The organism is Angustibacter speluncae, from assembly GCF_054777815.1.
Genome location: NZ_BAAHAF010000164.1, coordinates 1 through 17,640 on the forward strand (window position 1 = coordinate 1; position 17,640 = coordinate 17,640).

At 73.9% G+C, this 17,640-nt stretch carries 18 protein-coding genes and 1 pseudogene; 1 reads left to right on the top strand and 18 read right to left on the bottom strand.

Features of this window, described 5'->3' with window-relative positions:
• The 15 genes and pseudogenes from ACYVKY_RS18555 to ACYVKY_RS18625 all read right to left on the bottom strand — a co-directional run.
• A pseudogene (locus tag ACYVKY_RS18555) lies at positions 1-1,235 on the bottom strand (hypothetical protein); the annotation flags it as partial.
• Positions 1,236-1,289: 54 nt separating this feature from the next.
• Positions 1,290-1,973: a hypothetical protein gene (locus tag ACYVKY_RS18560; protein WP_460436469.1), complete on the bottom strand. Its 684-nt coding sequence runs from the start codon at positions 1,971-1,973 to the stop codon at positions 1,290-1,292.
• Positions 1,974-1,983: 10 nt separating this feature from the next.
• Positions 1,984-2,619 (bottom strand): hypothetical protein, encoded by a 636-nt coding sequence (locus ACYVKY_RS18565; protein WP_460436470.1) that lies wholly within the window; start codon positions 2,617-2,619, stop codon positions 1,984-1,986.
• A gap of 3 nt (positions 2,620-2,622) precedes the next feature.
• The gene (locus tag ACYVKY_RS18570) at positions 2,623-3,804 is read right to left on the bottom strand and encodes an OmpA family protein (RefSeq protein WP_460436471.1); all 1,182 of its coding nucleotides are present in this window, start codon (positions 3,802-3,804) and stop codon (positions 2,623-2,625) included.
• A 93-nt stretch (positions 3,805-3,897) separates the two neighbouring features.
• A complete protein-coding gene (locus tag ACYVKY_RS18575; RefSeq protein ID WP_460436472.1) occupies positions 3,898-4,548 on the bottom strand; it encodes a pilus assembly protein TadG-related protein in 651 nt (216 codons plus the stop codon).
• Positions 4,549-4,711: 163 nt separating this feature from the next.
• Entirely contained in the window at positions 4,712-4,933 is a 222-nt protein-coding gene (locus tag ACYVKY_RS18580) for a hypothetical protein (RefSeq protein WP_460436473.1), read from the bottom strand.
• A 151-nt stretch (positions 4,934-5,084) separates the two neighbouring features.
• The gene (locus tag ACYVKY_RS18585) at positions 5,085-5,759 is read right to left on the bottom strand and encodes a transcriptional regulator (protein WP_460436474.1); all 675 of its coding nucleotides are present in this window, start codon (positions 5,757-5,759) and stop codon (positions 5,085-5,087) included.
• On the bottom strand, positions 5,756-6,997 hold the full coding sequence (locus ACYVKY_RS18590) for a sensor histidine kinase (protein ID WP_460436475.1): 1,242 nt from the start codon (positions 6,995-6,997) through the stop codon (positions 5,756-5,758). The genes ACYVKY_RS18585 and ACYVKY_RS18590 overlap by 4 nt, the downstream gene beginning before the upstream one ends.
• Positions 6,994-7,908: a type II secretion system F family protein gene (locus ACYVKY_RS18595; RefSeq protein ID WP_460436476.1), complete on the bottom strand. Its 915-nt coding sequence runs from the start codon at positions 7,906-7,908 to the stop codon at positions 6,994-6,996. Before ACYVKY_RS18595 ends, ACYVKY_RS18590 begins: the two co-directional genes overlap by 4 nt.
• Positions 7,905-8,828, bottom strand: a complete 924-nt coding sequence (locus ACYVKY_RS18600) for a type II secretion system F family protein (RefSeq protein ID WP_460436477.1) — start codon at positions 8,826-8,828, stop codon at positions 7,905-7,907. Before ACYVKY_RS18600 ends, ACYVKY_RS18595 begins: the two co-directional genes overlap by 4 nt.
• The gene (locus tag ACYVKY_RS18605) at positions 8,816-10,126 is read right to left on the bottom strand and encodes a CpaF family protein (RefSeq protein ID WP_460436496.1); all 1,311 of its coding nucleotides are present in this window, start codon (positions 10,124-10,126) and stop codon (positions 8,816-8,818) included. The genes ACYVKY_RS18600 and ACYVKY_RS18605 overlap by 13 nt, the downstream gene beginning before the upstream one ends.
• Before the next feature lie 68 nt (positions 10,127-10,194).
• Positions 10,195-10,593 (bottom strand): TadE family protein, encoded by a 399-nt coding sequence (locus ACYVKY_RS18610; RefSeq protein ID WP_460436478.1) that lies wholly within the window; start codon positions 10,591-10,593, stop codon positions 10,195-10,197.
• Positions 10,593-12,176 (bottom strand): AAA family ATPase, encoded by a 1,584-nt coding sequence (locus ACYVKY_RS18615; protein WP_460436479.1) that lies wholly within the window; start codon positions 12,174-12,176, stop codon positions 10,593-10,595. The genes ACYVKY_RS18610 and ACYVKY_RS18615 overlap by 1 nt, the downstream gene beginning before the upstream one ends.
• A complete protein-coding gene (gene cpaB / locus ACYVKY_RS18620) occupies positions 12,173-12,895 on the bottom strand; it encodes a Flp pilus assembly protein CpaB (RefSeq protein WP_460436480.1) in 723 nt (240 codons plus the stop codon). The genes ACYVKY_RS18615 and cpaB overlap by 4 nt, the downstream gene beginning before the upstream one ends.
• A 29-nt stretch (positions 12,896-12,924) precedes the next feature.
• Positions 12,925-13,788, bottom strand: coding sequence for a hypothetical protein (locus tag ACYVKY_RS18625; RefSeq protein ID WP_460436481.1), 864 nt, complete (start codon positions 13,786-13,788; stop codon positions 12,925-12,927).
• A gap of 211 nt (positions 13,789-13,999) precedes the next feature.
• Here ACYVKY_RS18625 and ACYVKY_RS18630 point away from each other — a divergent pair, with 211 nt between their 5' ends.
• Positions 14,000-14,332, top strand: coding sequence for a DUF192 domain-containing protein (locus ACYVKY_RS18630; RefSeq protein WP_460436482.1), 333 nt, complete (start codon positions 14,000-14,002; stop codon positions 14,330-14,332).
• On the opposite strand, the gene ACYVKY_RS18635 is transcribed toward ACYVKY_RS18630, so the two are convergent.
• From ACYVKY_RS18635 to ACYVKY_RS18645, 3 genes are read right to left on the bottom strand one after another with little or no spacing between them, the layout of a single operon-like run.
• Positions 14,329-15,738: a vWA domain-containing protein gene (locus tag ACYVKY_RS18635; protein ID WP_460436483.1), complete on the bottom strand. Its 1,410-nt coding sequence runs from the start codon at positions 15,736-15,738 to the stop codon at positions 14,329-14,331. The genes ACYVKY_RS18630 and ACYVKY_RS18635 overlap by 4 nt on opposite strands.
• Before the next feature lie 42 nt (positions 15,739-15,780).
• Positions 15,781-16,665 carry a non-homologous end-joining DNA ligase gene (gene ligD, locus ACYVKY_RS18640; RefSeq protein ID WP_460436484.1) on the bottom strand — a complete coding sequence of 295 codons (885 nt, stop codon included), beginning with the start codon at positions 16,663-16,665 and terminating at the stop codon, positions 15,781-15,783.
• The gene (locus ACYVKY_RS18645; RefSeq protein WP_460436497.1) at positions 16,662-17,618 is read right to left on the bottom strand and encodes an ATP-dependent DNA ligase; all 957 of its coding nucleotides are present in this window, start codon (positions 17,616-17,618) and stop codon (positions 16,662-16,664) included. The genes ligD and ACYVKY_RS18645 overlap by 4 nt, the downstream gene beginning before the upstream one ends.
• Positions 17,619-17,640 lie beyond the last annotated feature (22 nt).

The following is a 17,640-nucleotide window of genomic DNA, read 5'->3' on the forward strand; positions in this document are numbered from 1 at the left end:
TGGATGAGCCCGAAGTACCTCGCGGGCGAGTCGTACGGCACCACCCGGGCCGCCTCGCTCGCCGCGTCGACGTCGCCGCGACGGGCGGCGTCGGCGGCGGTGTCGGCCGCCTCGCCGGCGTCGTCGGCCAGCTTGCGGGCACCGGCGAGCTCACCGGCCAGGTCGGCCAGCTTGCCGAACTTGCCGCCCTTGGCGGCCAGCTTGCCGAGGTTGACCCCGGGGATGAAGAACGACCCGACGTTCCAGATCAGCCGGCCGATCGCGCCGCCGTAGTCGCGGCTCTCCCACATCGCGGCGGTCTCGTCGTCCCAGATCAGCTTCCACAGCTCGGTCGGGTTCTCGATCAGGTACGCGATCGCGTCGAGCAGCTTGCCGGGGTCCTGGATCAGCTCCCAGATGCCGACCAGGTCGTCCCAGGCGCCCTTGACGATGTTGAAGGCGCCGCTGCCGACCTGCTTGACGACCTCCCAGGCGCACCCGAGCAGGCCCTCGCACGCCTCCTCGTCGGCGTCGCGGCCGTCCCCGTCGTCGCCGCCGTCCTCGCCGTCCTGGCCGTCGGTGCCGTCGGTGCCGTCGGCCGTGCCGCCGCCGCCGTCGCACCCGGGACCGGAGCCGAAGGAGCAGACCAGCTCGTCGACCTTCTCGGACACCGCCGGCTGCTGCGCCTGCACGCTGGCGCCCGCGACGGCGACCACGAGCACCGCGGCGGCGAGGACGCCCACGTACTCGAGCGTGCCCTGGCCTCGGTCGGCGGCCACGGCCCCGGCCCCGAGCCGCGCCAGCGGGCTCCGGCGGCGCTGCGGGGCCGTCGGCTGCGCCGAGGCGACCCGGTCGACGTAGTCGAGCGTGCTGGGCCGGCGCAGCAGCACGAGCAGCGCGACCGGCAGCGCCAGCTGGGTCAGCCCGCGGGGGTCGCCGGCGCCCATCGAGGCGACGGCGCCGACCGTCCAGAGCACGGCGGCGGCGGTGGCCCACCGGTGCAGCCGCCGGGTGGGGCGCGACAGCCTGCGGGCGACCACGAACGCGATCGCGGCCGGCACCAGCGCCCAGGTGGCCTGCCCCAGGACGACCGCGAACGGCTCGGTGGTCGACGCGGCGTACCCGCCCACCGTCAGCAGCGCCAGCCCCGCGCCGAGCAGCAGCAGCACCCGCAGCGCGCGGACGGCGGTCGGCGCGGGCGGGACGTAGTCGCGGTCGTACACGTGCACGGTGGGCACCCCCTCGGCGCTCAGCATGGTGCCCGCACGCCGGGCCCGGGCGGGCCCGCGGGCCCAGTGCGTCGGGTGGGGTCAGCCGGTGCGCTGGTAGACCGACAGGTACCCGTCGGCCTCCTGCCGCAGCGTGCTGTCGTCGCAGGTGTAGGAGACCGGGCCCGTGCCCGGCTTCAGCTCCTCCTGCTTGTCGCCGACGCTGACGGTGCCCTCGGCGCTGACGAGCTCGAACGTCATCGTCGCGCCGTCGGTGCGGGTGCGGTACACGACCTCGCCGTCGAACACGACCGGCTGCTCCTGGCCCATCGCGGTCGCCGTGGCCTCCGCCTGGTCGTAGGTGACCGTCTGGGTGCCGTCGGCGGTGAAGGTCATCGTGCGCTCGACACCGCTCAGCTCGGCCTCGCCCTGGTCGGTCGTCCAGTCCTCGACGTGCTCGGTGCTCGTCCAGGTGCCGACCAGGCAGGGGTCGAGCGACCCGCTGCCGCCACCGGCGGGTGGCGCCGCGTCGTCGGGCGCGGTCCCTCCGGAGCCGCCCGAGCCGCCCGAGCCGCCCGAGCCGCCGGACGACCCGGCACGGGCCGAGGTGCCGGCCCCGTCGTCGAGCACGAAGCCGGTCACGACGCCGACGACGAACGACAGGCCGAAGCCGAGCATCACCGCGACGGTGAGGACGACCGCCAGCCAGGTGCGGGGTCGCCCCTGCGCCGGTGGCGGTCCGGCCGGGCGCTGCGCGACCGGCTGCGGCTCGTCGTCCCAGCTCATCGGAGCCCCGTCAGCCGCCGACCGGCAGGCCGGACACGGTCAGCCACCCGTCGTTCGCGACCAGGTCGACGGTCGTGGTCTCGGGCGGCAGCGGCGGGTAGGTGGCCGTGACCAGCACCTCCTCGGTCTCGCCGAGGCGGATCACCAGGTCGGGGCACGCGCACTGCACGCCCGCGATCTGCTGCACCTGGTCGAACGACAGCGGCAGGTACCGGCTCTTCGAGGCCGTCGGGTCGACCAGGTAGAGGGTGCGCGCCTCGCCGCGGTTGCGGACGCTGTCGTACCAGGGGTCGCGTCCGTTGAGCACCACGCCGTCGGTGCCGGTGAGCCGCATCTGCACGGTCGTCGACGCGGCGTTGCGGGTGACCGCGAGGACGTCGACGGTCAGCTCCCCGCCGGCGGCCGGGACCTCGGCGGTGGCCGACCCGATGGGCTCGGCGTCGACCTGCGCCTGCGAGGCGGCGAAGAGCTCGGCCGACAGGTCCTCGGTCGTGAGGCCCTCGTCGGGCGCCTCGGTCGAGCCGGTGGGGTCGGGCGCGCTGGTGTCGGTGGGGTCGGGGTCGTCGCCCCCGGTGACGCTGCACCCCACAGCCAGCGACAGCGCGGCCAGCACGACCACGCCCATCAGCAGCCAGATCTTCCGCACGGCTCAGTCCCCCGCGGTGGTGTAGACGATGCTGACCCGGCGGTTGGCCTGCTGGCCCTCGGGCGTGCCGTTGTTCGCGACCGGCTCGGCCTCGCCGCGGCCCTCGACGGCGAACGTCAGCGACTGGCCGGACAGGGCCGGCTGCAGCACGGCCGCCACCGACTGGGCGCGCCGGTTCGACAGGTCGAGGTTGTAGGCGTCGCTGCCCTGGCTGTCGGTGTGGCCGAGGATCTGCACCTGCCCGGTGGCGCCGTCGGCCTGCAGCTGCTGCGCGATCTGGGTGAGCGTGGCCTGCGCCTGCGGCGACAGGTCGGCCCGGTCGAAGGCGAACAGCACGTCGGCCTGCAGGTCGATCGTGACCGTCTTCTCCTCGGTGGTCACCGTCTTGGCGCCGTCGAGCGCCTCGACCGTGCTGATCAGCGGGTAGCTCCACGCCTCGCCGTCGATCTGGCCGACCAGGCCCTCGTCGACCTCGGGCCAGCCGGTGCCGAGCGGGATCACCTCGTCGCGGCCGGCGTCGACGGTGGGCTCGAGCGCGCCGTCCTCGACCGGGACGTCGGCGATGGTCTGGCCGTCGAGCAGCTCGACGTTGACCTGCTGGGTCTCGGCGGGCAGCTCGGGCAGGACGGCGTACAGCGCGCCCATCGTCCCCTTCTGCTCGCCGGTGGGGAACGCGCCGGCGGTGCTGCCGAAGTGGTAGTCCTCGGTCGGGTGCTCGACGGTGCGGTAGACCATCCCACCCTCGACGTCGGTGATGCGCACGCTGCCGAACGCGACCGTGCTGCCGCGCGTGGGGTCCCGGATGTCCGAGAGGGTGAGCGCGGCGAAGTCCTCGGTGTCGCTCTCCTGGCCGGCGGAGAAGTAGACGACGGTGGCGCCGTCGATGCGACGCACGCCGTGCAGCGCCATCGTCACGCGCGGGTTGTCGCGGTCCTGCCCGGACCGGACGCTGATCACCCCGTAGGTGCTGACCTCGACGTCGTCGGCGCTGGTCTGCGGCTCGACCAGGTCGGGGGTGGCCGTGCCGCCCGTGCCGCCACCCTCGGACGAACCGCCGGAGGACGACTCCGACGAGCCGCCCGACGAGGGCGAGGTGGTGGTGGCGCCGGAGGTCGGTGCCCCCAGGCCGAGGACCACGGCCGCCGCCACGAGCACCGTGGCGCCGCGAGCCGTTCTCGTACGCATGCGAACCCCCCTGGTCGGGACATACCGGCCGAGCCGGACCGACTCTAGGGGAATCGCGAGCGGGCGATCCAGCCGGTCCTGCCCCCTACGACGTCACTTGACCAGCCGCGGTTCCAGGTCGTCGTAGAGCTGAGGCATCTGCTTGCCCACCCACGAGACGGTGGGGTAGACCCCGTTGCCGTTCGTGATCAGGTACGTGGCCTCCCACGCCCCGCACACCAGGGTGTCGGTGAAGGTCGGCGGCCCGTACGGCACGGGGGAGGGTGGCACCCCGTTGCGCCACCGGCACCCCGTCATGTCGATGTCCATCTCGGCGGCCGCGGCCGAGGTCGCGCGCCGGACCGGCTCGTTCTCGTTCGTGGTGTGGTTCGCCCGCACCGAGACCTCGACGACGCCGGACGAGCGGTTGAAGGAGTAGCTCTCGACCGTGCTGCCGTTCGAGGCGGCGTAGGTCGTCGCCGCCGCGCGGCCGTCGTTCGGCAGGGGGGTCGGGGGGTAGGGGAACTGCAGCACCACCGGCAGCACCGGCCCGTTCAGCCACGCGGTGCGCATCTCCTCGGCGCCGGCGAGCGCGGCGGCGTCGGCGGCGGTGCGGGCCCGGGCGCGGTCGTTGCTGGCGGCGCCGAGCGGGAACACGACGTAGGTGACCAGCGCCAGCAGCAGGAAGGCGACCAGCAGCACGAGCGCGCCGACGACCTGGCCGTCGTCGCCCCGTGGGCGGCGGCGCAGCAGCATGGTGCTCATCGGTTCGGTTCCCCCTCGGCGTCGTGGCCACGGCGTCGTGGCCGCATCCTACGTGCGGGTCGTGCGGTGGTGGTGCCCTGCGTCCGGCAGGTGGCACCCCGGACGGCGGAAGGGCCGGGCGGACCGTGAGGTCCACCCGGCCCTTCCGTCTGCGAGCCCGAGGTCAGCCGGCGCCGTTCAGGAACTTGCCGATCAGCTCGTTCACCTTGCTGGTCACGTTGCCGGTCTGGCCGTTGACGGCACCCCAGACGGCGGCGAAGACCAGCATGATGACGACGAGGATGCCGACGTACTCGAGGGTGCCCTGGCCGGCGTCGCGGCGGGAGGCCATGTCCTCGAGACGGTGCTGGACGGTGACGTAGGCCTTGGTCAGCTTCGTGGTCATGATGGTGCTCCTTCCCCGGTGCCCCGGGCTCTGGTTCCCCCCTGAGGGGCCTGGTCGGTGCGTACCCGCTGGGTACGAGGAAGAACCTACGGGCGGTGGGGGCGGCTCCAGCGGGCCCACAGGCCCAAGTTCGGGCCCATCCGCGGGCCCCTCAGAGCGGCCGGAGCCGGTCGGGGGTGGTGCCGCCCAGCCAGAGCGAGACCGCCTCGGCCCGCGAGCGCACGCCGAGCCGGGCGAAGATGTGGTTGATGTGGTTCTTCACCGTCTTCTCGGCGAGGAACAGCTCGCGCGCGATGTCGGCGTTGGTGCTGCCGAGCGCGATCAGGTCCATGATCTCGACCTGCCGGGCGCTGAGGTCGTGGTCGGGGCGCGTGGGCGCCTGGCTGGGGCGCCCGGCCCGCAGCGCCGCCATCGCGGGGGCACCGAAGACGGCGTTGCCGGAGGCCGCCGCCAGCACGCACGAGACCAGCTCGTCCTCGCCGAAGGTGCCGTGCACGAGGTAGCCGAGGGCGCCGGCGTCGACCGCCGCGTGGATCACCTCGGGGGTGTCGCTGAACGTGGTCATCAGCACGTGCGTGAGCGAGGCGATCTCCTGGGCGGCGCTGACGCCGTCGCGGCGCGGCATCTGCACGTCGAGCAGGGTCACGTCGGGGCGCAGGGCGCGCACCATCGACACCGCCTGGTCGCCGTTCGTGGCCTCGCCGACGACCTGCAGCCGGTCGTCGAGGGTCAGCAGGGCGAGCAGGCCCGACCGCACGACCGGGTTGTCGTCGACGACCAGCACGGTGACGACCGGTCGGGCCGGCTCCTGCGGGGACTCGCTCATGCCAGGTGCTCCTGGGGGACGGGGACGTCGGCGGGTGCGGCGGGTGCGGGCGCGGGGGAGACGGGCGGGAGGACGAGGGCGCCGACCACGGGCACCTCGAGGCGCACCTGGGTGCCGAAGCCGGGGGCCGAGCGGATGACGGCGCGCCCCTGCACGCCCTCCATCCGCTCGCGGATGCCGGTCAGGCCGTAGTGGCCGTCCGAGACGGCCTCCTCCTCGCGCGCGGTCGTGAAGCCGGGGCCGTCGTCGACGACGGTGGCCACGACGACGTCGCCGACGTGCTCGAGCGACACCGTCACCGTGGCGTCCGGGGCGTGCCGCACGACGTTCTCGAGCGCCTCGGACACCGCCGACAGCAGCTCGTGCCGGTGGCCGGGCGGCAGCGCGGGCACGTCGTCGACCAGGCGCTGCGCGGCGATGCCGCTGGCCGCCTCCCAGCGGTAGACCAGCTCGTCGACGACGTCGCCGAGCGGGCGGCTGGGGTCGTCCATGCGCAGCGAGGTGAGCAGGTTGCGCGCGGCCGTGACGGCCTGCTTGGCGCTCTCGGCGACCGAGACCGCCTGCCGGGCCGCCACCTGCGGGTCGCGCTCGAGCCAGCGCGGCAGCGCGGACGCGGTGAGCGCGACGCCCTGCACCGACTTCGCGACGGTGTCGTGCAGCTCGCGGGCGAGCCGCAGCCGCTCCTCGGCGGCCGCGGCGGCCTGCAGCGCCAGCGTCGACTCCTGCTGGACGACCAGCTGGTGCTCGGACAGCCGCCGGATCGCGGCGCCGAGCGCGGCGAACGAGACCATCACGACGGGGTCGCGCAGGACGGCCACGACGTCCTCGCCGGCGTTCAGGCCCGCCAGCACGGTGGTGGCGACGAGCAGCGCCGTCAGCGGGACCGCGGTGCGCAGGGCGTAGAGCACGCCGATCAGCAGCGCCGAGCTGTGCGCCACGAGCAGCAGCGGGCTGTCGACGCCCATGACGAACGGGATCATCGCGACCGGCACCAGGTCGACCAGGGCGTACAGCGGGTGCCGCACGATCAGGTCGCGGGCGCGGGCGTGCTGCAGGCCGAGGTGGCTGGTGAGCACCAGCAGCACGAACAGGCCGATCTCGGTCGCGCGCGCCGCGCGGTCGCCGCCGCCCAGCACCAGCCCGAGCAGGCCGTAGGCGAGCAGCAGCAGGCGGACCAGGAAGGCCACCCGGACGAGCTGTCCGCGCAGGTCGTGCAGGCGCCGGTCGCGGGGGCTCACGGCGTCGCGATCTCCCCGAACTGGCTGAAGTCGATCTCGGCGCCGAGGACGAAGCCGACCATGAGGATGGCCAGCGCGCCCGGCAGCAGCACGATCGAGGTCACCAGCGTCACCCGCGGCACCACCCGGGCGGCGCGCTGGCGCTGGCGCTGCTCGCTGTCGCGGCGCATGTCGAGCGCGATCCGGTTCAGCGTCACCGCGAGCGGGGCGCCGAGCTCCTCGGCCTGCAGGTAGGCGGTGACGAACGTCGAGAGCTGCTCGGAGTCGTTGCGGGTGCGCAGCCGCTTGAAGGCGTCGCGGACGCTGGCGCCGTTGCGGATCTGGTGCAGCGTGAGCGTGACCTCCTCGCTCAGCGGCCCGCCGAAGCGCTGGGCGACGGTGTCGAGGGCGGCGCGGAAGCCGACCCCGGCGGTGACGGTGACGGCGAGCACGTCGAGGAAGTCGGGCAGGTCGCGCCCGATGCGCTCCTGGCGCAGACGTCGCGCCCGCGCCACGCCGGCGAGCGGGACGACGACGATCGCGACCGGCGCCAGCAGGGCGAACAGGAACTGGCCCTGCACGATCAGCACCAGCGCCAGCGGCGCGGTGATGAGGGTCCAGACCGCCATCCGCTGGGCGATGGTGTCGACGCTCATGCCGTCGGGACGCCCGGCGAGCTCGATCATCCGCTTGAGCCGGTTCTGCAGGTTCGGGCCCATCGCCCGCACCAGCAGCGGTCCGATCGGACGCGCCAGCCGGGACAGCGGCCCGGCCGCCCGGGCCTGGCTGCGCTGGGCGTCCTTGAGCAGGACGAGGTCGTCGACCTCGAGGCCGTCGACGGGGTCGCCGCGCAGGCCGCGGTAGCCGACGACGAACAGCACCATGCAGCCGACGACGACCAGCGCCGGCACCGCGACGAGCAGCGCGGTCACGGCTCGATCCTGGTCATCCGGCGGATGGTGATGAAGCCGATCAGGTCGAGGGTGCCGGCGAACACGAGCGCCGCGATCCCGATGGGGTTCTGGGTCATCAGCTCCACCGTGCGGGGGTTGATGGCGTTCAGCAGCAGCAGCATCGCGAACGTGACGCCGATCATCGTGTAGCCGGTGCTCAGCGCCTGGGCCAGCGTCGACCGGATCTCGCGCCGGGTCTGGCGGCGCGACTCGAGCGTGTCGGCGATGGTGCGCAGCGAGGTCACGAGCGAGCCGCCGGACCGGGCGCTGACCAGCAGCGTGGTCATCAGCACGCCGACCTCGCGCGAGGGCAGCCGCTCGCGCAGCTCCTCGAGCGCCGACTCGATGTCGTTGCCGAACGACAGGCTGACCGAGACCTGCTGCAGCTCGCCGCGGGCGGGCTCCTCGAGCTCGTCGCCCGCGATGGCGATGGCGGTCTGGATCGACAGGCCGGCGTGCGTGGCGTTCGCCAGCACGCGCGCGATCTCGGGCATCTGGCTGATGAACGCCTCGAGCCGGCGGTCCTTGGCGCGGCGCAGGAACCAGCGCACGAGGTAGGCACCGAGCAGGACGCCGAGCACGCCGAAGACGGGGGCCAGCAGGTTCCACAGCGCCACCGCGGACACCACCGCGCTGACCACGCCGACGCCGGCGACGACCAGCGGGGAGCGCTTGATGCCGGCCAGCGCCAGCTCGCGCTCGAGGAAGCGCCCCACCCGGGTGGTGCGGAACCAGCGGTCGAGGCCGCGGGCGCGCCGGGCAGCGGTGCCCTCCTCCTCGTCGTCGAGGACCGACCCCACCGCCTGCCGCTGCGACAGCGGCCCGGAGGCGAGGTCGACGAAGGACGCGACGAGGAGGAGGAACGCCGCGCTCAGCAGCAGGACGATCAGCCCGACCACGCGATGCCCCCGCCCTCGTCACCCGCCCCGCGGATCACCTCGAAGCCGTCCGGGAGCTGCTCGTCCTTGAACCAGAGCTTCTCGGCGAACGCGCGCGGCACCCCGTGCCGGACGAACTCGCCGCGGCCGTCGGGGCCGCCCTTGGGGTTGAAGTGCATGATCTGCGAGAGCCGGAAGTCCTCGCGGCGCGAGGACGACAGGAAGTCGACCGCGACCGTGCGGCGGGTGCCGTCGGCGGTGCGCAGCAGCTGGACGATGACGTCGATGGCGGCGTTGACCTGGTCGTGCACGGCTGCGAACGGCAGCTCGACGTCGGACATCGCCGCCAGCGTCTCGAGCCGGGAGAGCGCGTCGTCGGTGCTGTTCGCGTGCACCGTGGCGAGCGAGCCCTCGTGACCGGTGTTCATCGCCTGGAGCATGTCGAGCGCCTCGCCGCCGCGGACCTCGCCGACGATGATGCGGTCGGGACGCATGCGCAGCGAGTTGCGCACCAGGTCGCGGATGGTGACCTGGCCCGAGCCCTCGACGTTCGGGGGACGGGTCTCGAGCCGCACCGTGTGCGGCTGCACGAGCACCAGCTCGGCGGCGTCCTCGACCGTGATGATGCGCTCGTGGTCGGGCACGAACGCCGACAGCGCGTTCAGCATCGTCGTCTTCCCGGACGCCGTACCGCCGGAGACGATGATGTTGAGGCGGGCCCGCACGCACGCGGCGAGCAGGTCGGCGGTGGGCTGGTCGATGCTCTTGTACGCCAGCAGCTCGGGCAGGCCGAGGGCCTTGGGGAAGAGCCGGATCGTGACCGTCGGGCCCTTCAGCGCCAGCGGCGGCAGCACCACGTTGACGCGGGCGCCGCGGGGCAGCCGGTTGTCGGGTGGGAGGCGGGCGTCGACCATCGGGCTCGACTCGTCGACGCGGCGGTTGACCGTGCTGACGATGCGGTCGATGGTCTGCATCAGCTGGTCGTTGCTGGAGAAGCCGCTCTGCAGCCGCTCGAGCCGGCCGAACCGCTCGACGTAGACCTCGTCGTGGCCGTTGATCATGATCTCGCTGATCGCCGGGTCGGCCAGCAGCGGCTCGAGGACGCCCAGGCCGATCGACTCGTCGACGACGCGGCGCACCAGGCGGTTGCGCGCCCGGGTGCTGAGGATGACGCCCTCGCGCGAGATCAGGTGCGCGATGACCCGCTCGAGCCGCAGCCGGCGCTGGGCGGTCTCGAGCCGGCTCAGCTCGTGGAGGTCGACCTCCTCGAGCAGCAGCTGCTTGAACTTCTCGACCAGCGGCTTGTCGGCGTCGAGCACGGACTGCTCGGGGCTGCCGGGCCGGCGCTGCGGCGCGGTGTCCTCGCCGGAGAACTCCTTGTAGGACCTCACGGCAGGTACGCCGCCCGGGTCAGCTCGAGGTCGCGGCCCTGCGGCATCCAGTCGCGGATGAAGTGCGGGACCGGCGTCTTGACCGTGACCTCGACCGACGAGGGCGTGTACATCCCGGGACCGCCGCTGGACGAGCAGCGGACGACGTCGAGGTAGCCCGACAGCGACCGCGACGCCGCGGCGCAGCCGTCCTGGCCGAGGCTCTGGGCGCGGGCGCCCTGGCGGGCCGCCTCGTTCAGGCCGTTGAGCGCCCACATGAACACGCAGACCTGGAACACGACGAGCAGGAAGATCAGCGCGATCGGCAGGTAGGCGACGAACTCCAGGGTGGAGGCGCCGCGGTCACCGCGCAGGCGCGCCACGCGCCGGGTGGTCAGGGACCGGACGGTGCGCATCAGAACCGACCTCCGTCCGGCTCCTCCACGACCTGGCGGACGGTCGCGAACCGGCCCGGCAGCAGGCCGAGCAGGCCGCTGTCGCCGGTGAAGCCGGGGATGCCCAGGCTCACCTCGAGGCCGGCGCTGGTGTCGCGCACCCGCACCGTGTTGGCGTAACCCGACGGCAGCGCGTCCTCGGCGGCCTGCTGGGCGTCCTCGCCGAGGCTCTCGGCGCGGGTGGCGGCCCCGGCGGCGTGCTGCTGGAAGACCGCGGTGGTGCCGAGCGCGGCGAAGTAGCCGAGCAGGGTGAGCACCAGGAGCACGACCGGGAGCATCGCGACCCACTCGATCGTGATCGCGCCCTCCTCGCGCGCACGCCGCCGCGGGCTGTCGGTGGCCGCCGTCTCCTTCTCGTCGGACGCGCGGGGCGTCGGCGTCGAACCGGGCACGAGCCCCACCTCCTTCCCGATCTTGCGCAGCTCGCTCCACCAGGCGCCTCGCACGGTGAGCGGGTCGCGCGCGTTCAGCGCGGGCTCGAGGCGCCGGAAGCCGGCCGGCAGGCCGACGGGCAGCACGGACGCCTTGGTGAGCTGGCGGACCGTCTCCATCGAGACGGTCACCTGCTTGCTGGAGCGGTTCACCAGGACCCGGACGTCGGTCTCCTTGCAGACACCGAGGGAGTCCCAGGCGTTGATGGTGCGGCGCATGCCGCGCATCGAGGCGACGTCGGGGTTGACCACGAGGATCACCTCGTCGACCAGCTCGAGCACGGTGGCCTGCGCGGGCGTCGCGTGCGACCCGAGGTCGACGAGCACCAGGTCGTACTGACGCCGCAGCGCGGCGACGATCTGGCGCAGGGCCGCGGGCGTCACCGCCTCGACCTCGCGGATGTCCGGCGGCGCCAGCAGGATGTCGACGCCCGACTCGTGCTGGGTCATCACGTCGGCCACGGTGCCGGGCGACAGGTCCTCCGCCACCTTCGCCAGGTCGGAGATGCCCAGCCGGTGCCGCACCTCGACGTGGCCCGGCACGTCGCCCTTCTCCAGGTCGAGGTCGACCAGGCAGACGCTCACCGACGCGACGGTGCGGGCGACGTCGAGGGCCATGTGCGTGACGACCGTGGTGGTGCCCACGCCGCCCTTGGACCCGGCCACGCCGATCAGCCGGCCGCGGCCGGTGTCGTCGTCGAAGCCCTGGCCGGCCGCGCCCTGCAGCAGGATGCGCCGCATCTGCGAGGACCACGCCTGGGCCGACAGCAGCCGCGCCTCGAGCTGGGCGTACGTGGCGGGCAGCTGCACGATGCCGCGCGCGCCCGACTCCATCGCGTTGGTGAGCGTCTCGGCGTCGGCCGCCTTGGACGCGAGCAGCATCGCGGTGGCCGGGCGCCGCACGCTGAGGTCGCGGACGACCGACAGCACCGGCTCGGGCCCGAGCAGCTCGTCGACGATGGCGACGTCGGCGTCGAGCCGCAGCAGCGCGGCGCGCAGCTCGTCGGTGGAGGTGGCGATGAACGCGACCTCGGTGTCCTCCACCTCCAGGACGGTGCCCTGCAGCTCCTGGCCGAGGGCCTGGTCCTCGGTGGCGATGACGACGCGGATCACGGGATCTCCGGCGGTGCGGGCTGGTCGTCCTGGCCGACCGGGATCGGCGTGCCGCCCAGGTTCCCGGCGTCGAACGAGTCGGTGTCCTCGGACCGGTCGGTGCCCACGTCGGTGGGCAGCGCCACCAGGCGGGTCTCCTGGCCGAACGAGTTGGCGAAGGTGACGGCCAGCGAGTCGGACGGCTCGAGGGCGAGGGTCACCGGGACCACGTCGCTCTGCTCGATGCCCTGGTCGGTGTTCTCGACGATGGTCTGGCGGCCGCCGATCGACACGACGCGGACGTCGCGGACGAGCACGCGCACCTGGGCCGGCAGGCCCTCGACGTCGGCGAAGACGGTGTAGATGTCGACGCGGTCACCGGGCCGGACGCGGCCGGCCAGGCCGGTGACGGGATCGACGTTGATCGCGACCTCGCGCTCGGTGCTCGACAGGTCGGACGGCGGGATGAGCATGTCGGACGAGACCGTGGTGCCCGCCTCGAGGCGGAAGCCGACCCGGCGCCCGTCGAGCTCGGGCAGCTCGAGCCGCGCCGACGGCGAGGTCCACCGCTCGGGCACCTGCACGGGCTCGAGGTTGGCCTCGCTGAGCGGGGTGTACGCCTCGATCGGGCCGGTCGCCTGGTACACGGTCGTGAGCGGGCCGACCTGGCTCGTCACGCTGCGCACGTAGTTGGTGAGGATGACGAACACCGACATGGCGACCAGCACGCTGAGCACCATGAGGACGAGTCCTCGTCGCTGACGGGGGTTCACGGGGTCCTTCCGGAGGCGGTGGCCAGGGGTCGGGTCGACCCGTCCTGCTGGTTCTTGCGGGTGTCGAGCACGCGCAGCTCGTCCTCGGCGCTGCGCACCCGCAGCCGGCAGAACGTGCACGCCGGCCCGCTGGTCGACAGCCCGCACGAGCGGCAGGCGGTGCCGCGCGGGCGCAGCATCTGCTGGAAGTCGGCGGGGATCATCGCGAGCTGCAGGTCCTCGGTGCGGCCGAACAGCGAGGCCCAGCTGCCGGGCACCTCGCGCAGGTCGACGCCGCGGGGCGCGACGTGGCCGAGCACGGTGTTCAGCAGGCTGTCGTCGCGGTCGAGCCGGGTGCTGTAGACGTGCACGTTGCCGCGGCCGACGGGGGCGAGCGCGGCGGCGACCTGGTTGGTGCCGATGGCCTCGGGCTCGGGGTGCAGCCGCACGAGGTAGCGGCTGCCGGGCAGCAGCGAGCGGGCGTGCTGCTTCAGGCTCGGGTTGGGGTGCGGCAGCTTCGCGACCCCGGGCACGACGGCGGCCGACCAGATCGCGTCGGACAGGTCGTGCCACACCGCGGCGCCGTGGCCGGCGTCGCGGGCGATGTCGCGGGCGATGGCCATCGCCAGCAGCCCGGCGAGCGGGGCCTGGGAGAAGGCGACGTGCGCGACCGGCAGGTCGGGGTCGTCGGCCTCGGCGACGGTGCAGGCCACCCGGGCGGCGTGCGCGTGCGCCGGGTGGCTGGAGACCAGGACGGGGCCCTCGCCGTCGCGCAGGGCGACCGCGAGGTCGGCGGGACGGGTCACGTCGACGACGTGCACCCCGGCCACCACCTCGTGCAGGCCGGGGGTGCCGGTCGTGGCGACGACACCTCTCCACATGACCCGGGCTCCCCCCACTGCGTCCCTCGCACCGCCGGTCGGGACCGGCGGTCGCGCGTGCGTTCCGGGCTGAAGGTACCGGAGTAGGACAGATACCACCCTGGGCCCTCAGGCCCACCTGTGGACGTAGGGTTCGCCGGTGCCCCAGAAGCCATCCGTTCGGTCCAAGCACCGTCTGCTCCACGTCGGTGAACCACCCGGACGGGCCCCCGTGCCGGGGATCGAGGTGGCCGACACCTACCTGACCCGGCTGCGGGGGATGCTCGGTCGGCGCGAGCTGCCCGCGGGCCTGCTGTTCGTGCCGGGCGGCGGTGTGCACGGGGTCGGCATGACCCGCAGCCTCGACGTCGCGATGCTCGTGCCGCTCGAGGGGGCGGCGCGCGGGGTCGGGCCGTACCGGGTCGCGCGCACCGCCGTGCTGCGGCCCTTCGGTCTGGTCAACGCGCGCCCGGGCGTGCGCGCCGTGCTCGAGGCGCCGGTGGGCAGCCTCGACGCGTGGGGCGTCGTCGAGGGCGCGACGGTGACGTTCGCCGAGCCGTCCTAGTAGCTCGGCGGCGGCGGGCCCTCGAGGGCCTGCTGCCGGCGGCGCCAGAACAGGAAGCCGACGCCGCCCGCGACCAGCAGGGCCAGCAGCAGCAGCACGACCGTGCCGCCGCCCCCGCCGCCGGACGGCGCCTCGGGCAGCGCCACCGGCTCGGTCGGCTCGTCGCTCGGCTCGTCGGTGGCCGACGTGGTGGGCGAGTCGGTCGGCGACTCCGTGCCCGACCCGGTGGGGCCGGTGGTGGTGCCGTCGGTCGGCAGCGTGCCCTCGGTCGAGCCGGCCAGCTCGCCGTCGAGGAACAGCTCGAGCACGAACGGGTGCTCGACGCCGTCCGGGAACCCCGAGGTGCGCAGGTTCAGGTAGTAGGTGCCGGCCTCGCGCACCGCGCCGGCCGCCGTCCGGGTGCCGTTGATGTCGCCGGTCGAGACCGCGAGCGTCTCGGCCTGCCCGGACCCGATGCCGTTCAGCTGGGTGATGTCGACCCGGCGGGCCGAGCGGTCCTGCCACTCCAGCGCCACCCGCGCCTCGCGCGGCACCCCGGCGGTCTTGACCGTCAGGCGCGCAGTCATCTCGCTGCCCCGCTCGAGGTCGGACGCGAACCACAGCGACTCGCCGGCGAGGAAGGTGTCCGTGTACGTGCCCGACGCGAGCACCGGCGCGTCGATCAGCGCCGAGGCGGCCTGCACGGGCTCGCCGCGCGGCTCGAAGGTGCGGGCGCCGCGGACGCGGGCCGCGGCGAGCGCGTCGGCGAGGCGCCCGGCCTCCTGGACGGCGGTGAACTGGCCGCCGCCGGCGGCCGCCATGCACTCGAGCTGGGCGCGACCGGCCGGCTCGACCTGCAGGCCGATGGTCTCGACCCGCACGTCGGCACCGGTGGCCACGAGGTCCTTGGTGGCCTGGCACGGCTCGGGTCCGAGGTCGGGGTAGCACTCGTCGGCGCCGTCGGAGACGACGATGACCGTGGCGGCGGCGCCGCGCGGCAGGTCGGAGGCCACCTGCTGCACCGACAGGCCGATCGGGGTCTCGCCGAGCGCGCTCAGCCCGTTGACGGTGTCGACGATCTTCTGCCGGTCCAGGGGTGCGACGGGCACGACGAGCTCGGAGTCCTGGCACGCGGCGGGCTTGTCGCTGCTCGGCACGCGGTGCCCGTACGCCCGCAGCCCGACCGACAGGTCCTGCGGCAGGGCCTGCACGATCGTGGTCATCGCCTGCTTGGCGGCGTCGATGCGGGTGCCGCCGCCGCCGTCCGAGCGCTTCATCGAGCCGGAGAAGTCGACGACGAACAGCACCACCTCGCGCTGCAGCACGCCCGGTCCCGCCACCGCCGTCCGGCCGTGGCCGACCACGAGCAGGAGCGGGAGGGAGAGAGCCACCGCCATGAGCGCGCACCAGCGCCTGTGCCCCGTCACGCGCGGCAGCATAGGTGAGGTCGCGCGGTCGGGGTCGGGCGCTCAGCGCAGCCCGAGCCGCTCGAGCACGTCCTCGTAGCGCAGCTGGGTCAGCGCGCCGGGCTCGCTCGCCCCCTCCTCGACCTCGTCCCAGTCGCGGGGGCAGGCCACCGTCGGCTCGTCCTTGCCGCGCAGCGACCAGGGGGTGATCGTCGTCTTCGACCCCGAGTTCTGGCTCCAGTCGAGGAAGACCTTGCCGGGTCGCTTGGCCTTCGTCATCTGCGCCGTCACGAGCTTCCCGTGGTCCTTCACCATCGCCTCGGCGAGCTCGCGGACGCGGTCGCGCACCTCGTCGGAGTCGGCGGTGCTGCCCTCCTCGAGGTCGGCGTACAGCTGCATCCCCTTGCTGCCGCTGGTGACGGGCCAGGGCTCGAGGCCGTCCTCCTCGAGCCGCTCGGCCACCCAGAACGCGACCTGCGCGCACTCGTGCAGGCCGGTGCCCGGCCCCGGGTCGAGGTCGATCACCAGCCGGTCCGGCGGCTGGGGCACGCCGTCGGCGTCGACCTTCCACTGCGGCGTGTGCAGCTCGAGGCTGTTCAGGTTGACGTGCCAGACCAGCGAGGGCAGCGAGTCGATGACCGGCCAGTCGATCAGGGTGTGCCGCTTGGACTCCGGGTTCTCGACCGGGGCGCGCCGCACCCAGCGCGGGGTGCCGCTGCTGGCGTTCTTCTCGAAGAAGCTCATGTCGCCCGTGCCGTGGACCCAGCGCTTGCGGGTGACCGGACGGTCGGCCAGCTCGGGGAGCAGGTGCTCGGCGACGAGCGTGTAGTACTGCAGCACCTCGGCCTTGGTCGTCCCCGTCATCGGGTACATGACCTTGTCGAGGCTCGTCAGCCCGATGCGCGTGCCCTCGACGTCGACGAAGACCCGCTCGGCGTCGGGGCTCACCCGGTACCCCAGGGCTCGAGGTCGTCGACCGACAGGTCGGTGCGGACGCCGCGGAACACCGGCTGGCGGATGCGGCCGTCGGGCTGACGTCCCATGTGGCGCACGTCGATGACGACGCGCGGCTCGACCCAGCGGGCGAGCCGGACGTCCGGGTCGGGCGGACGCGTCGCGAACGGGTGGCTCTCGGTGGCGAGCGGCTCGAGCAGGCGGGTGAGCGTCGCGACGACGGGGCCGGAGACGCCGCTGCCGACGCGCCCGGCGACGGCCCAGCCGCCGGCGCCGTCCGGCAGCGCGAGCCAGACCGACGCGAGCCGGTTCGTGGTGCCGGTCTGCGGGTTCCAGCCGACGACGGCGTACGACTCGACGCGGCGGTGCGCCGACTTGATCCACTCGCGGCTGCGCCGGCCGGGCCGGTACAGGGCCGTGCGCTTCTTGCTGACCACGCCCTCGAGCCCCTGCGCCTTCGTGGCCGCCCAGAGCGACTCGCCGTCGTCGTAGGACGGCGGGGTCTGCCAGCGGCCGCCGCCCGAGCCGCCGGCGCCGAGCTCGAGGCGGGTGAGCACGCCGCGGCGCTCCTCCTGCGGCATCGTCAGCAGCTCGACGCCGTAGAGCCGCAGCACGTCGAAGGCCATGAACGTCACCGGGTTGCGGTCGGCCAGCTCGCGGGCGCGGCGATCGTTGCGCACGTGGATGCGGCTCGCCAGCGTGGCGAAGCTCGGCAGCCCGCCGTCGAGCGCCACCACCTCGCCGTCGAGCAGGACGTCCTCGGGCAGGTGGTCGCCGACGACGAGCTCGGGGTACGCGGACGAGACCACGTTGCCGTTGCGGGAGGTGAGCCGCAGCCGCCCCTCGGACACCTCGGCCAGCACGCGCATGCCGTCCCACTTCACCTCGTGCGTCCACGCGTCGCCGGACGGCGGCGACGCGCCGTCGTCGTTGGCAGTGGCGAGCATGGGCTGCACGGGTCCATCCTGG